This is a genomic window from Candidatus Thiodiazotropha endolucinida, from assembly GCF_001715975.1.
GTDB classification, from domain to species: Bacteria; Pseudomonadota; Gammaproteobacteria; order Chromatiales; family Chromatiaceae; genus Thiodiazotropha; species Thiodiazotropha endolucinida.
Map to the genome: position 1 here is coordinate 1 of NZ_MARB01000036.1, position 15,275 is coordinate 15,275.

General features: G+C 54.4%; 18 protein-coding genes. 8 read left to right on the forward strand and 10 right to left on the reverse strand.

Annotation, left to right across the window (positions count from 1 at the left end; all coding sequences use genetic code 11):
* Positions 1-118: 118 nt before the first annotated feature.
* The 9 genes from CODIS_RS19365 to CODIS_RS19405 all read right to left on the reverse strand — a co-directional run bounded on the left by CODIS_RS19365 (position 119) and on the right by CODIS_RS19405 (position 7,309).
* Positions 119-343, reverse strand: a complete 225-nt coding sequence (locus tag CODIS_RS19365; RefSeq protein ID WP_069128308.1) for a hypothetical protein — start codon at positions 341-343, stop codon at positions 119-121.
* A complete protein-coding gene (locus tag CODIS_RS19370) occupies positions 340-891 on the reverse strand; it encodes a tetratricopeptide repeat protein (protein ID WP_069128309.1) in 552 nt (183 codons plus the stop codon). The genes CODIS_RS19365 and CODIS_RS19370 overlap by 4 nt, the downstream gene beginning before the upstream one ends.
* Before the next feature lie 98 nt (positions 892-989).
* Positions 990-1,451: a DUF6882 domain-containing protein gene (locus tag CODIS_RS19375; RefSeq protein WP_069128310.1), complete on the reverse strand. Its 462-nt coding sequence runs from the start codon at positions 1,449-1,451 to the stop codon at positions 990-992.
* Positions 1,452-1,791: 340 nt separating this feature from the next.
* On the reverse strand, positions 1,792-2,922 hold the full coding sequence (locus CODIS_RS19380; RefSeq protein WP_069128311.1) for an IS91 family transposase: 1,131 nt from the start codon (positions 2,920-2,922) through the stop codon (positions 1,792-1,794).
* Entirely contained in the window at positions 2,915-3,772 is an 858-nt protein-coding gene (locus tag CODIS_RS19385) for a tyrosine-type recombinase/integrase (protein WP_069128312.1), read from the reverse strand. Before CODIS_RS19385 ends, CODIS_RS19380 begins: the two co-directional genes overlap by 8 nt.
* 622 nt (positions 3,773-4,394) lie before the next feature.
* The gene (locus CODIS_RS19390) at positions 4,395-5,423 is read right to left on the reverse strand and encodes a peptidylprolyl isomerase (protein ID WP_069128313.1); all 1,029 of its coding nucleotides are present in this window, start codon (positions 5,421-5,423) and stop codon (positions 4,395-4,397) included.
* 57 nt (positions 5,424-5,480) lie between these two features.
* Complete coding sequence (locus tag CODIS_RS19395; RefSeq protein WP_069128314.1) at positions 5,481-5,783, reverse strand: YciI family protein; 303 nt, start codon at positions 5,781-5,783, stop codon at positions 5,481-5,483.
* 10 nt (positions 5,784-5,793) lie between these two features.
* The gene (locus tag CODIS_RS19400) at positions 5,794-6,459 is read right to left on the reverse strand and encodes a septation protein A (protein ID WP_069128315.1); all 666 of its coding nucleotides are present in this window, start codon (positions 6,457-6,459) and stop codon (positions 5,794-5,796) included.
* A 103-nt stretch (positions 6,460-6,562) separates the two neighbouring features.
* Positions 6,563-7,309 (reverse strand): hypothetical protein, encoded by a 747-nt coding sequence (locus CODIS_RS19405; RefSeq protein WP_069128316.1) that lies wholly within the window; start codon positions 7,307-7,309, stop codon positions 6,563-6,565.
* 99 nt (positions 7,310-7,408) lie between these two features.
* Between CODIS_RS19405 and CODIS_RS19410 the strand changes: the two genes are divergently transcribed.
* The 8 genes from CODIS_RS19410 to CODIS_RS19445 all read left to right on the forward strand — a co-directional run bounded on the left by CODIS_RS19410 (position 7,409) and on the right by CODIS_RS19445 (position 14,170).
* Entirely contained in the window at positions 7,409-8,278 is an 870-nt protein-coding gene (locus tag CODIS_RS19410) for a PHP domain-containing protein (RefSeq protein ID WP_069128317.1), read from the forward strand.
* 17 nt (positions 8,279-8,295) lie between these two features.
* Positions 8,296-8,919 carry an L-threonylcarbamoyladenylate synthase gene (locus tag CODIS_RS19415; protein WP_069128318.1) on the forward strand — a complete coding sequence of 208 codons (624 nt, stop codon included), beginning with the start codon at positions 8,296-8,298 and terminating at the stop codon, positions 8,917-8,919.
* 86 nt (positions 8,920-9,005) lie between these two features.
* Complete coding sequence (locus CODIS_RS19420; protein WP_069128319.1) at positions 9,006-9,698, forward strand: site-2 protease family protein; 693 nt, start codon at positions 9,006-9,008, stop codon at positions 9,696-9,698.
* A gap of 2 nt (positions 9,699-9,700) precedes the next feature.
* On the forward strand, positions 9,701-10,921 hold the full coding sequence (locus CODIS_RS19425; RefSeq protein WP_268805725.1) for a tryptophan--tRNA ligase: 1,221 nt from the start codon (positions 9,701-9,703) through the stop codon (positions 10,919-10,921).
* A 74-nt stretch (positions 10,922-10,995) separates the two neighbouring features.
* The gene (locus CODIS_RS19430) at positions 10,996-11,814 is read left to right on the forward strand and encodes a segregation and condensation protein A (RefSeq protein ID WP_069128321.1); all 819 of its coding nucleotides are present in this window, start codon (positions 10,996-10,998) and stop codon (positions 11,812-11,814) included.
* Between the two features lies 1 nt (position 11,815).
* Positions 11,816-12,553, forward strand: coding sequence for an SMC-Scp complex subunit ScpB (scpB, locus tag CODIS_RS19435; protein ID WP_069128322.1), 738 nt, complete (start codon positions 11,816-11,818; stop codon positions 12,551-12,553).
* Positions 12,513-13,499, forward strand: coding sequence for a 23S rRNA pseudouridine(2605) synthase RluB (rluB, locus tag CODIS_RS19440; protein ID WP_235615293.1), 987 nt, complete (start codon positions 12,513-12,515; stop codon positions 13,497-13,499). The genes scpB and rluB overlap by 41 nt, the downstream gene beginning before the upstream one ends.
* A gap of 20 nt (positions 13,500-13,519) precedes the next feature.
* On the forward strand, positions 13,520-14,170 hold the full coding sequence (locus tag CODIS_RS19445) for an endonuclease III domain-containing protein (RefSeq protein WP_154723217.1): 651 nt from the start codon (positions 13,520-13,522) through the stop codon (positions 14,168-14,170).
* Here the strand turns inward: CODIS_RS19445 and CODIS_RS19450 are convergent.
* A complete protein-coding gene (locus tag CODIS_RS19450) occupies positions 14,140-15,063 on the reverse strand; it encodes a GGDEF domain-containing protein (protein WP_235615294.1) in 924 nt (307 codons plus the stop codon). The genes CODIS_RS19445 and CODIS_RS19450 overlap by 31 nt on opposite strands.
* Between the last annotated feature and the right edge of the window lie 212 nt (positions 15,064-15,275).

The window sequence follows — 15,275 nt, forward strand, 5'->3', positions numbered from 1 at the left end:
CTCTGTCAGGGAGCTATGGATTAAGTTTCACTATGCTTGATGAACCGCCTAGTGCGGACCCGCATGCTAGGTGGTGTGGGGAGGGCGGGTTAGAGACCCGCCCTTACCCGATTAGGTTTTATAGTTGTTCGTTCCATGCCTTCCCTTTTTTAAATAGTTCTAATTGTTTGCTATATTTCTCCATATGATTTTTTGTGACACTGTTTCTTAAATATTTTCCTCTCTTAAAGAGGTCTATTGCCTTAAGTTGTTTCTCCACAGCAGTATCAAAATCACCATATTCCGCATAAGAAAGCGCAAGAACATCATATCCATCAGCCCCTACAAATCCTCCATTTTTCATGGCTTTTTCTGCCCAGTAAACAGCCTTTTCTCCATTACGAACACTTTTAATTGGGCAGGTAGCATAAATATACGCCAGTGAATACATTCCCTCTGTATCTCCTCTTTCTGCAGATTTTTGGTACCAATACCTTCTTCGTACATGTTGCCAACCCACTCTTGCGCCATTGGGTCGCCTAATTTCGCGGCAGTTAAGTACCAATGAAATGTTTGTTTTTCATTCTTTTCAGTAAAATAACCAAAATTATATGAATTTCCCAATTGTATTGCGGCACGCGCGAGACCATTATCTGATGCTTTTTTATACCAACGAATAGCTTCAGTAGTGTTTTGCTTTACGCCTTTCCCATATGCGTACATATCAGCGACATTATTCTGTGCTCCAACAACGCCCTTATTTGCAAGATCAAGCCAAATACCAAAAGCAGCCTCATAATTCTGAGCTAGATATGCTTCTAATCCTCTTTGAAATAGTGGCTCATATTCAGATGAAGCTTCAGCAAAATTAATCGCTAATATAAAAGGTAATGTATATCGCAGGAACTTCATTATTAAACCTAACGCCTCAAATACCGGCTTGGTGAAGATGGCGGCTTTTTTGGAACAAAAAAGGTGACAGCTTTACCAAGTCCGCGTGCTTTGACTTGTTAACCATAGTGTCTCACCTCGGTTATTAGAACATAAGAATGCATATTAGCTTGAGGGATACGATAAACACCTATGGCGCCCAAACACTTGCAGGCCATAGCTGCAATTTCCCAAGCCATAGTTTCGTCGCACTCTACTGAAGGGTTATCAAAGACCTCATAACCTGTGACCTCATAAAGCTTTTTGACGGCAGCGCTATGATCACGAACAGCGTCTGGCAAATTGCGATTGGACCAGAACCAGACCAAGCTCTCTTTTTCTGGAATATGAGATGCGACCGGCAAAATGGATGCTTCTACAACTGGCTTTTCCTTATCAAAGAATATTAGCGACTGATTTTCGTACTCAACTACAAAATTGTCGTGGCTGCCAAAACCAAACTCATCAACAAGCACTTGATACTTTTGATCAAGCTCATCACATGCGTCTTCTAGATATTTATCGAATTCCTCGCCGTTCATAGTTTCGTGTGGTTAACCGTGTAGTGTTTATCCCTCGTGCGTTTTCCGCATGCGGGATAAACACCTGTTGGACTAAGCCGACCTTGGGGTGGCTGCCCACTCTCTATTAATAAGAATTTGTTTTTGGCGCCTTGCACCTGAGGGAGATTGGCGTGACAGCGTTCCGTTGCGCTAGGGCTGTTGGGAGCGGTTTTGACCGACCTCCTTGTGGCTCGAGCACGGCTTGCGGCTCCCTTTTGTACCGATAATAACCTATTTTCAGAGGATTGGCCGCACTTTGACCTCAGCGCTTGAGCTGATCAAGTGTCTGGATGACGCCGACGCTCAGGCTAGGGCATCGTCATCCGCCTTCCATGCGTTGCCATTGCGGCGCTAGTTGCGCGACCACACGCATCGGCCGTTGACAGCGGGGACAGGCAAAACACCAACGGGCCACCTGCTTCTCTGTTTCTGATTCAGCCACCGCTTGTGGGCCTGCCTCGGCGATCGCCTTAAGGATGCGGGGAAACTGCTTGGCCCGGCAGGCATTGGCCAGGAAGCCGTAATGGCGGATACGCATCAGGCCCTTGGGTAGTACATGCAGCAGAAAACGCTGGATCAACACATCGACAGACAACTGCATGACCTTCCAGCGCCGGTCCCGGTAGTCTTTGTAGCGCAAGCCAACCTGACCGTGCTCCAAGCCGAGGAGTCGGCGGTTGCTGACGGCAGTGCGGTGGGTGTATCGGGCCAGATAGTCGATAACATGCTCGGTGCGCAGACAGGGCTTGCTGTAGACCACCCAGTCTTGTCCCATCAACCGCTCCAGGATGAGATCGATCTCGCCCGGACGACTGATGCGTGTGAGCTCCCCGCCTTGGGCACAGGCCCGCAATCGGCTGACCATCAGACCGCGAAAGCGCCTTGAGAGCGCACGCACAGGAAACAGATAATCGCTCTTGCTCGGTTTCCACTCGCCTTGCGGGCTCAGCGCGCCGCCCGGCACCAGGCAGTGCAGGTGCACATGGCGTGTCAACGTCGAGCCCCAGGTGTGCAACACCGCGGTCATCCCCAACCCCCCGCCCAAGCGCTTGGGGTCTTCAGCGAAGGCCTGTAGCGTCTCCCAGGTTGTTTGAAACAGCAAGGTCGTGATCAGCTGAGGATGCAGTTCGATCCAACCGTTGAGGGTCTCGGGCAGGGTGAACACCAAGTGGTGATAGGTTACCGGCAATTGGGCACGCAACTGCTTGTCCGCCCACTGCCGCGAGGCTTGCCACTGACAGTGCGGGCAGTGACGATCGCGACAGGCATAGTAGTGGTTTTGATGCGCCTGACAAGGGTCACAGGCTAAGCGTACCCCACCCATGGCTTCAGTCCGGCACTGCATCAGATGTGACAATACCTGACAGCGGCGCAGATCGAGACGGTGGTGTTGGCGGTAGGTGGGCAGGTGGCGCTTGAGCAGGGTTTGCAGGTCGATGGCCTCAGCCATCGCGCAGCCCCAGCGCTGCAATCAAATCGGCGCCACGGCGATCGCTCTGACGATCATTGAACACCCAATGTACATAGCGCAAGGTCGATTGGATGCTGCGGTGGCCCAGTTGATACTGTAACTGCTGCACCGCCATGCCGGCCTGCAGTTGATGGGTAGCATAGGCGTGTCTCAAGCTGTGGATGCCACCCACCTTGGTGATGCCCGCCTGGCGCTTGGCCCGTCGGAATACCTTCTGCGGCGTGCTGATCGACAACGCTTCATCGGGATGCTGTTCATTGGGAAACAGCCAGCGCACAGGCTTCTCAACGTGCCAATAGTCACGCAGGTGCTTGAGCAACGTCGGCGACAAGCCCACATAACGGTCTTTACCACCCTTGCCCTGATCGATGCGCAGCAACCCGCGTTCTCCATCGATATGCCGAAGCTTGAGTTTGACCAGTTCACTGACCCGCAGGCCGCAGCCATAACAGGTCAGCAACAGCATATGGTGCTTACGGTTGGAACAGGCATTGAGCATGCGTACGATCTCCGATCGCTGGAGTAACTCCGGGATACGTTGCCTGCGTTTGGGCACCTGGATCTTCACATCGAACGACGCTTGCTGGAGCACTTCGAGATAGAAGAAACGGATGGCATGGCGATAGAGCCGGCAACTGGCATCGCTTAAGTGCCGTTCCTTGACCAGATACAGAAAGTAAGCTTGCAACTCATCCTCACCGAGTTGATCCGGTGGACGCTGATAATAACGGGCCAGATCCTTCACCACCATCAGATAGCTCTGGTGGGTACGCGGCGAAAATCCACGCACGGTCATGGCGTCTATCATCTGTTCGCGAAGTTGTGTCATCGGTTGACTCCTGTGTGGTAGACCAACAGTGGTCCTTTAGGAGTCTGGTTGATGATGACTCAGGGGTGGGTTGTGGATGGCCCCGCGTAGCGGTTTAGTTCAACAGTTGCTTATATTGCCGGCTCTTATTATCGCGTTATGCCGCTGGCTCCAAATATTGTGTTATACCGCCAAATGTATTCAAAAAGTTCTCAATTATACTATGAGATGTCGATTGATGCCGACGACGACAGGTTCTCTGTGATACCAAATGAAAATAAGTTCTAAGCCGGGACGTTTGACCTGGGGGCGGCCGGCAATGTAAAACCGGCTTGGCTTGGCGGATTGATTCCATTGTTTCCATGGCGATGGGTATCCGTTTGTTTCACCTCAAAAGTGACATCATTATTAGGGTATTTGGTTGCGAAACGCAAGAATATGGGGCTTCAGGCGATGTGGCGCTATTGATTTCAGGCTTTTACTTCGCCCTTTGGTGGCGAACGGTTTGTTTGGTGGAGTTTGTTCTGGAGAGCCGGCTGCCGGGGATAGTCAGATATTGCAAACCATCTTGAATGGGAATGGTGGTTTGTCGAACCGGTGCCCGTCAGGAACGACGGGCACCCTGTTTTGATGATGCTTTGGATTATTTGGCCGCTTCAGCCGGTTTATCCATCTCGGTCTTTGCATCCATGGTTGGGTTCATGTTGTCCATAGCTGGGGCTTCCCCGGCAGGAGCGGCCCCGGGTGCTGCGGCACTCGGGTCTGTTGCAGGGGCGGGCTTGGCGTTCTTCTCATTGAATACCAGTTTGCTGGAGTCGCGCAGGCCCTGCATGTAGTCGGAGAGGGCGATTTGTTTCAGCTTGTTGACGATCTTGCCCTTGACGCTGTCCAGCGTCGGCGCCTCTGTATCTCGGGTGTCCTCCAGCAGGATGACATGCCAGCCGAACTGGGTCTCTACTGGGGCTGTGCTGTATTTGCCCTTTTCCATGTTTTTTAGGGCGTCGCCAAAGGGTTTTACCATTTGTGCGACATCGAACCAGCCCAAGTCGCCGCCATTCTTGCCGGTCGGCCCGGTCGAATGTTCGACAGCGAGTTCAGCGAAATCGGCGCCGCCATCGAGTTTTTCGATCAGCGCGGTTGCTTCATCCTGTTCTTTCACGAGGATATGCCTGGCCTTGTATTCATTGCCGGACTGTCCCGCATAATCCTCCTGATAAGCCTTCTGGATATCCTCTTCGCTGGGCTCGTGGTTGCTGGCGAAGTCCTGGATGGCGATCTGGGTCAGCAGCTTGGCTTTCAACAGGTCAACCGATGCCGCGACTTCCGGACGTTTTAGGATACCCTGTTTCTCCGCATCCTGTGCCACGATGATGATATTGGACAGCTCATTGAGCACGCTCATCTGCATCTCAGGGGAGTTTTGCGCATCGGGCACGTTGCGCATGCGGTCCTGAAAGTAGAGGCTGTACATGGTGCGGGTAATCGCTTCGCCATTGACGGTGAGCAGGGTTTCGACATCCATGTCGCCGGTTGTGGGTTCGTTCATTTCAGGTACGGTGGCGGGACGGTCGCTATCCGTCTTGGCTGCGGTTGAAGCCTGGTCCGTAGACTGGTTGCAGGCTGTCAGCAGTCCTGCGCTGCAAACTGCAGCTAATAAGATCTTAGTTTTCATCGTTGAACTTACCTTGTTGTGATTGATCTGTTTAATTTGGCTTTGGCACTGTCGCCGTCAGGCTGGCAGTACTTTCTTGAACGGTTTTACCTGGACCCGTGCATAGACACCCGCCTCGATATAGGGGTCCGCGTCGGCCCAGGCCTTGGCATTCTCGAGGCTATCGAACTCGGCGACGATCAGACTGCCGGAAAAACCGGCAGAACCGGGGTCCTCGCTATCGATCATCGGGTGGGGGCCGGCCAATAGGAGGCGCCCCTCGTCCTGGAGCTGTTTCAGTCTCGCCAGGTGGTCACCCCGTGCCTTGAGGCGTTGCTCCAGGCTGTCATCCCGATCCTCGGCAATAATTGCGTAGTACACTTAACTCCCCTTACGTATTAATGGACTCAGGTTCATCGTCATTGATATGGCGCGCCAGGTAGAAGGCCTGCAGGATGATAAATCCCAGGGTCAGCCCCATAATGCCAAATAATTTGAAGTTGACCCAAGTCTCCTCCAGGGTGTGCGCAGTATTGCACATCTCCAGTTCGTTTCCCTGAAAATGCTGGCTGCAGTTGTCGTAATCGATCTGTTGAAGCCCCGTGAGTTCCATCAGTTGATGTTCAACGACAAAGAAATCATTGGCCACATAGAGGTTGAGAAAACCCAGCAAGATAAAGAACAGGCTCCAGGTCAGATTGAGTCTTTTCCATACCGGATCCGGCACGGAGATGCTGCTCTCCATCATCCGTTGAACCAGCGGCTTTTTGCCAATGTATTGACTGGCGAGAAAAGTGGCGCCGAACAGCCAGTTGATCACGGAGGGTTTCCACATGATAAAGGTGCGGTCCTGCAGCAGGATGGTCAGGCCGCCGAAAACCAGCAGGATGCCGAATGTAATCAGGTGCATCTTCTCCACATGCCGCTTGCGCAGCCAGCCGTAGGCAACCTGAACCACGGACGATGCGATGGCGACAGCGGTGGCGACATAGATGCCGTACAGCTTGTAGGCCACGAAAAAGAGTATGACCGGAAAAAAATCAGCAAGAAATTTCATTATGAGATCAGTGTGTTACAAAAAAAAGCATAGTATCGATGGCTGGCTGAATAGTACACCATGTTTTTACTTTGTTTAGTGACCGCTTATAAAACTTGGCCATTCAGTGAAGCGTTCTGGGCTGGCCCCAGAGATTATAATATTTTTCAACAACTTCCCTGACTTGCTGGGGATAGTTGAGGGCATCCATCTGTTCCATGCCTTCGCGAAAAAAGTTGGGCGCCTGATCGGGCAGCAGGCGGCACAGGGTCTGATAAGCTTCCTCAATCAGTTCGGGCTGATAACTGCGGGTGGCGATTATTGCCTGATTCATCAACAAAATACTCCAGGGCTGCGCTTTTTCCAGCCGTACGGGCTCCTGTTGCATGGTTGGTTCGAGGGCCTTGATCAACTCCATCGACAGCTCATAGAGTTGCCGCAGTTGAGAAGGTTCCCGGAATCTGTTCGCCAGGCGGGCGAGGGAGTTGATCACCGGCTCCAGGGTGCGCAGTTCCCCATTGTGGCGTATGAGCCAAAGCGCCATGGGCAGGGTCAGGTCTTCCATCTCCTCACTCTCCTGCGGCATCTTCAGGCCGGCGGCGACGGTCGAGAAATCGACCAGCAGTTGGATGCCGTAATCGCCGAGTTCACTCAGCTCATTCAGTGAGGGGGGTGGGTTCTCGCGAGCGCTATCCACCTGCCCGGATAGAATCTCCAACAGTTCCATCAGCCGATGCATCGCCTGCTGCAGTGCCGAGGGGGAGTGATCCGGATCTTCGACGCCGGCCTGCTTGCCGGCCGACACCACCGCTGGAGCGATAGCGTCGAATCGTTGTCCTATGTAATTCAGGTCGAGTACTGGAAATAACATCGCATCATTGTATCAGCCTGTATTGATGGCGTCCGGGGCTGACCTCTATTTTTCGGCAAACCTATCGGTTTCACCTTACTATGGGTACAATCCGCCCCCATGTTTTGCGAATACGATCTGCATAGCCACTCCACTGCCTCAGACGGGACCCTCTCGCCTGGAGACTTGGTCAACCGTGCGGCCAATGCAGGCGTACGGGTTTTGGCGCTCACCGATCACGACACCACCGCCGGTATCGAGGAGGCTTTGTCGGCTGCCTCAAGCTGTGGCCTGGTGTTGATACCCGGCGTGGAGATATCGGTTACCTGGAATAAGCATACTGTCCACATCATCGGTCTGAATGTGGATCATGATAACCGGACCCTGCAACTGGGGCTGCGTGAGTTGAGGCGGTTTCGCGATTGGCGTGCGAAAGAGATTGCCGAGAGACTCGAGAAGGCCGGTATCGCGGGCGCCTATGAAGGTGCGCTTGCCCACTCCAACGGTACCCTGGTGAGCCGTACCCATTTTGCCCGCTATCTGGTCGAGCAGGGTCTGGCAAGCGATGAGCGCAGGGTCTTCAAACACTACCTGGTGAAAGGAAAACCCGGCTTCGTTCCCGGTCAATGGGCTGAACTGGCTCAGGCTGTTGAGTGGATTCACGACGCCGGCGGCGTGTCCGTGGTGGCGCATCCCGCACGTTACAAAATGACCCGCTCGAAATTAAGACGATTGTTCAATGAATTCGCTGAGCTGGGGGGTGAGGCCATCGAGGTGGTCTCCGGCAGCCATAGTCGTGACGACTACTTTACGATGGCCAAACATGCCGGCGATTTCGGTTTGCAGGCCTCGGCCGGTTCGGATTTTCACTCCCCGGACAACCCCTGGATCGAGTTTGGACAGCTGCCGTTGTTGCCCGACAATTGCCGTCCCATATGGTCGGATTGGATGATCGAAACGGCAACCTCCAATATCCGAAAGGCCGTCTAGTTGCCAAGGCAAATACGATGGCCCTGTTCCTCCAGATACATCCGGACAATCCCCAGCCACGGCTGATCACTCAGGCGGTTGAGATCATTCGCGAGGGTGGCCTGGTGATCTACCCCACCGATTCCAGCTATGCCTTGGGATGCCATATCGGCGACAAGGGGGCGATGGAGCGTATTCGGCGCATCCGTAAGGTGGAACAGTCCCACAACTTCACCCTGGTATGCCGGGATCTGACAGAGATCTCCAACTACGCCAAGATCGACAACCGCGATTACCGCCTGTTGAAGGCGTTGACCCCCGGCCCCTATACCTTCATCCATAAGGCCACCAAGCAGGTTCCCAGGCGGCTGATGCATCCCAGGCGAAAGACCATCGGTATCCGCGTGCCCGACAATGCCATCGTCAGCGCCCTGCTGGAGGAGCTGGCAGAACCGATCATGAGCACCACCCTGATCATGCCGGGGGAGGAGATGCCTCTGACCGATCCCTACGAGATACGGGATCTATTGGATCATCAAGTGGATCTAATCATCGATGGCGGCTATTGCGGCTTCGAACCCACAACCGTGGTGGTGATGACCGAGGAGCTGCCCGAAGTGGTACGGGCAGGGAAGGGCGATACATCCATGTTCGATGTATAATTGGCCGTTTATCTCGTGCCGTACGCTAAATGCTGTCTCAACTTATTGAAAAACAGTGAAATCCATACATTCAGGACTTATATTCAATGCAAGGGCTTAGTCTGATTCAAAAGCTGGCGGTCTTCGTCCTGCCCTTGGTTTTCGCCATTACCGTGCATGAGGCGGCCCATGGCTGGATGGCTAAACGCCTGGGGGACAAGACCGCGCAGATGTTGGGGCGGGTTACCCTGAACCCCTTAAAGCATATCGATCCGGTGGGTACCATCCTGGTGCCATTGGGTCTCTATCTACTGACCGGATTCATGTTCGGCTGGGCCAAACCGGTGCCGGTCAACTGGAATAACCTGCATAAACCTAAAAGGGATATGGGCCTGGTCGCGCTGGCCGGCCCAGGTGCTAATCTCATCATGGCGCTGATCTGGTCGATCCTGGTCTACGCCGGTGCGTTGATGCTGGAAAGTTTCGCCTGGTTGGGGGTGCCCCTGGTGTTGATGGGGGTAACGGGTGTGCTGATCAATACTATTTTGATGGCGCTCAACATGCTGCCGGTTCCTCCACTGGATGGCGGCAGGGTGGTCTATTCCCTGTTGCCGCCAAAACAGGCCAACGCCTATTCCAAGCTGGAAACCTACGGCCTCCTTATCGTGCTTGCTTTACTCATGACAGGACTCTTGGGTTTCATCCTCGAGCCTGTCGTTGCAATCACCATCATGATCCTGCCGGCCAGTGATATAGTTGCCAATCTTATTCCTGTGATTCTCAGTCCAGCGAGGAGTTAGTTTTGAATCAGTCGTCAAGCTCATCCCGCGTGCTCTCCGGCATGCGTCCCACCGGCCGCCTGCATCTAGGTCACTACCACGGTGTGCTGAAGAACTGGGTGGAGCTGCAACATCAGCATGAATGTTTCTTCTTTATCGCGGATTGGCATGCCCTGACCACCCATTATGATGATCCCAGTGTCATTCCGGAGAGCATCTGGGATATGGTCATCGACTGGCTGGCGGCCGGTGTCGACAGCGAGGCGGCGACCCTGTTCGTACAGTCCCTGGTGCCTGAACATGCTGAACTGCATCTGCTGTTGTCGATGATCACCCCGCTGGGCTGGCTGGAACGGGTGCCCAGCTACAAGGACCAGCAGGAGAAACTGAAAGAGAAAGACCTCGCCACCTACGGCTTCCTGGGCTATCCGCTGCTGCAGTCGGCGGATATCCTGATCTACCGTGCTTCCCAGGTGCCGGTGGGCGAGGATCAAGTGGCCCATGTGGAGCTGACCCGGGAAGTGGCCCGTCGCTTCAACCATATCTACGGACGCGAGCCCGATTTCGAGGAGAAGGCGGAACAGGCGCGCAAGAAGATGGGCAAAAGAGCGGCCAAGCAGTTCACTCAACTGCAAAGGGCCTACCAGGAGCAGGGCGATCCGCAAGCCCTCGAGGATGGTCGAGCACTGCTGCAGGCGCAACAGAACATCAACACCGAAGAGCGTGAACGCCTGCTCGGATACCTGGAGGGGAGCGGGCGTTTGATCCTGGTCGAGCCGCAACCGTTGCTGACCAAGGCCTCGAAGATGCCGGGACTGGATGGACAGAAGATGTCCAAGTCCTATGAGAACACCATCTCCCTGCGGGAAAAACCGGAACATGTCGAACAGATGCTCAAGCGTATGCCGACCGATACCAACCGGGTTCGGCGCACCGATCCGGGCGATCCGCAGAAGTGCCCGGTCTGGCAGTTCCACCTGGTCTACTCTGACGACGGCACCAAACAGTGGGTCGAGGAGGGGTGCCGTTCCGCCGCGATCGGTTGTCTCGACTGCAAGGGCCCGGTGATCGAGTCGGTGCTGAACGAACTGAATCCGATGCAGCAGCGGGCTGCCGAGTTCGAGGCCCAGCCCGATCTGGTGCGACGCATTATCACGGAGGGTTCCGAAAGAGCCCGCGTGGTGGCTCAGGAGACCATGCGGGAAGTGCGTGAAGCGATGTCTTTGAGGGGATTCGAATCATGAACGACGCGATTTTAGTATGATGTTGCGACACGATCATTGCACCTATCCTTTATCCACCCGCCCTAGGGACTGACATGGAAGAAGCTGAACACCATCCGCACTACCATCCCGAACAGGAGGAGATGCCCTTCGCCATGGTCATGGGGGAGCCGTTGGCGACACCCCCCACCGATCTCTATATTCCCCCCGATGCGCTCGAGGTCTTTCTCGATGCCTTTGAGGGTCCATTGGATCTGCTGCTCTATCTCATCAGACGTCAGAATCTCGATATCCTCGATATCCCCATCTCGGATATCACTGACCAGTATGTGCAATATATCGAGATGATGAAGGACCTGCGGCTCGAGTTGGCGGCGGAGTATCTGGTGATGGCGGCGATGTTGGCGGAGATCAAGTCCCGCATGCTGCTGCCCAGGCCGACGAGCGAGGAAGAGGAGGGCGAAGACCCCCGGGCGGAGCTGATCAGGCGACTGCAGGAGTACGAACGCTATAAACAGGCCGCGGAAGACCTGGATGGTCTGGAACATATGACCCGGGACACCTTCCAGGGCCATGCGGAGCTGGTGGAACGGCATGTCGAGAAGCGAGAGCCCGATGTGGACCTGCGGGAGATCCTGCTGGCTTTACAGGATGTGATGACCCGTGCGGATATGTTCAGCAGCCATCGTGTGGAGAAAGAGCCACTCTCGGTCAGAGAACGGATGTCCCATGTGTTACAGGTGGTGAACGGCAAGGATTTTCTCCCGTTTACAGAACTGTTCGATATCACCGAGGGCCGCCTTGGCGTGGTGGTGACCTTTCTTGCGATCCTGGAACTGATGAAGGCCTCGTTGCTCGAGCTGGTTCAGACGGATGACTTTGCCCCCATTCATGTGAAAGCGAAGACAGCCTGATATGACAGATGAAGAGAGATTAAAACAGATCGTTGAAGCCGCCCTGTTGGCTGCGGGACGTCCGCTCAACCTGGATCAGCTGCAGTCGCTGTTTCCCGAGCAGGAGGCGCCCGACAAGAAACAGCTGCGGGAGGTATTGGCGCAGCTGAGCGATGATTATCAGGGCAGGGGTATTGAAATCACCGAGGTCGGTAGCGGCTTTCGCATCCAGGTACGGGCTGAGTTCTCCCCCTGGGTATCGAAACTGTGGGCGGAAAGGCCGCCCAAATACTCCCGTGCACTGTTGGAGACACTGGCCTTGATCGCCTATCGGCAACCGATAACCCGTGGCGAGATCGAGGATGTCCGTGGCGTTTCGGTCAGCACCAACATCATCAAGACCCTCACCGAGCGGGAGTGGGTCAGAGTCGTCGGCCATCGGGATGTCCCCGGTAAACCGGCCCTGTACGCCACCACCAGGGAGTTTCTCGACTACTTCAATCTAAAGAGCCTGAACGAGCTGCCGACCCTGGCTGAGATCCGCGATCTCGATTCCATCAATCGGGAACTTGAACTGGTCGATCCCGAAAAGCAGCAACAGCAGGGGGAGATCCAGACAGATCAGGAGGCGGATGAGTCGATCCCGCTTGACCCGGATCAACAACCCGAGGCGATGGAATCCCACGAGGGTGAAGATACCGTTCCCATCATGGATGAGGATGAGCACTTATCCAAACTCGACACCCATGAATCAGAATAGAGACAGAACCGGCGAACGCCTGCAAAAGGTCCTTGCCAATGCAGGAATGGGATCGCGCCGTCAGATCGAGGGGTGGATCGTCGAAGGACGGGTCGAGGTCAATGGCGTGGCTGCCGAGTTGGGGCAGCGGGTCAATCCGAGCGATGTCATCTACGTGGATGGAAAGCGGATTGCAAAGCGATTGCTGGAGGCGCCGGTACGGGAGGTCATTGTCTACAACAAGCCGGAGGGCGAGTTGGTGACACGCAAGGATCCCGAGGGCCGTCACACCGTCTTTGAGCGGATGCCGAAGCTCAAGCATGGGCGCTGGATTCCCGTGGGACGGCTGGATATCAACTCCTCCGGCCTGCTGCTGTTGACGACAGACGGGGAGCTGGCCAATCAACTGATGCACCCGAGCCGACAGGTCGAACGGGAGTATGCGGTCAGGGTGATGGGCGAGGTCACCGAAGAACAGTTGAAGGCCCTCACTCACGGGGTTGAGCTGGAGGATGGGCCGGCCCGCTTCGAGGAGATCGTCGAATCGGGCGGCGAAGGTATCAATCGCTGGTTTCACGTCGTGATCATGGAGGGTCGCCAACGGGAGGTCAGGCGGATGTGGGAAGCGGTAGGCGCCCGGGTCAGCCGACTCAAGCGCGTGCGCTACGGCAGCGTGATTCTGGAGAGCGCGCTGAAGGTGGGACGCTGGCGTTATCTCAATGAGCAAGAGGTCAATGATCTGCTCACTACTATGGGGCATTGTGTCGCCAAACAGAGAAAATCACATCAAGCCAAATCCCCGCGGGGTGATCAAAAGGGCCGTAAAAGCACCAGGTCGTCGCAACCGCATCAGGCAAGGGGTCAGAAAAAAGCGGGAGCCGGACGTAACAAAGAGACTCGCAAGCCATCCGGTGGCAAGACTGACACGATATGGAAAGGCAAACAGGGCGGCAGACGATCGCGGTAAAGTTATCGACGGCCGATCTGATGATGATCTATCGGCAGCTGTTGGGTCGCTACGAAGCACAGCACTGGTGGCCGGGTGAAACCCCTTTCGAAGTGATGGTGGGGGCGGTTCTGACCCAAAATACCGCCTGGTCGAATGTTGAAAAGGCGATCGATAATCTCAAAGGATTGGATGCACTCAACCTTGAGTCGCTGCTCACCATGCCGCCAGATAGTTTGGCAGCGCAGATTCGTCCAGCCGGTTACTTCAATGTCAAGACTAAACGGTTGCTGAACCTATGCCGCTTTCTGCAACAGAATCCCGGCCTGGAAGTGTTGGATACAGATGAGTTGCGAGCACGATTATTGTCGATCCACGGCATCGGGCCGGAGACGGCGGATGACATTCTACTCTACGCCTTTGATCGGCCGGTCTTCGTGATCGATGCCTATACCCGGCGTCTATTCGGTCGCTTGGGATTGATAGTGCATGATTGTGGCTACGAGTCTTTGCGGGCGGATTTCGAAGCGGCCTTGCGGAGCGATTCAACGCTCTTCAGTGAATACCATGCATTGATCGTTGTTCACGCGAAGGCGCACTGCAGAACAAAACCCGTGTGTGTCAGCTGTCCTTTGTCTGAACAGTGTCGCTATAGGATGGATCAACTGGCCAACGGCATCTCAGCTGTATAGACCTGATTGCGTCCGTTCTGTTTGGCCTGGTAGAGCGCGCTGTCGGCCCGTTCAAAAAGGCTCTCCGGGGTATCCTGGTCGACCATGGTACTGACGCCCACACTGAGGGTGATGCGGATATCTTTCAAAGACTTGATGCGCAGGTTTTCCACGTTGCGGCGGATACGCTTTGCCAATAGCTGGGCGCCTGCAATATTTGTATCGTTCAACACCACAACGAACTCCTCGCCACCGTAGCGGTAGAGGGCATCACTGCTGCGAATGGTTTGCTCCACTGTGGTGGCGATCTGCTTCAATACCATATCGCCCACGGCGTGACCGTAGTGGTCATTTATCTTTTTGAAAAAGTCGATATCCAGCACCAGCAGTGATAGATCGCTCAGTTTGCGGCGATTGAATTCGATGTCGCGACTGAAATTTTCATCGAAGGCGCTGCGGTTTTTTACCCCGGTCAGGGAGTCGAGAAAGGCGCTCTGAATGGCCGCTCTATAGAGCAGCGCATTACGCAGTGGGTAGAGCAGGGCGGCAAGCAGATTCTCGATCTGCTGCACCTCAGGCTTTTTGTATCGTCTGTTTCGGCTGATGGTGATATGGCCAAGTGCGGTATCCAATACGTTCAGATCATACTCGAGCCTGTTTCTGCCCGCTTTTTCACCTATCAGAATATCGACATCGCCATCTTTGCTGCGATAATTGAATGTGTCATATTGAAATTGCGTCTGCAGGGCATTCGCGAACAGCTCGATCACGGCATCCACCTCAAGGGTGGTCTGCAGCTTACCGCTCAGTTCCAAAACCAAACCGAGGGTATTCTCCCTCACTGTTGATTGCCGAGACATCTGCAAGGGAGTGGGTGCAGATGGTTTCTGAGGTGTGCTGTGGATACCGCTCATGTTAAAAGCTCACTCAAAGCTAATTCCTGCAATTGGTTATGCTAAAGACATGCCAATTTTAAAAAATGCAATATAATCAATGACAAAGAGACAATAAATTAGAGCGGCGCCAAAAAAACGACACCGAATCCAGGGGTGATGGAACAGGGCAGAGGCTATAATTCGACAATATTTCGTCATCCATCTAATGCAGGGGGAGTTATGCCGTCCTG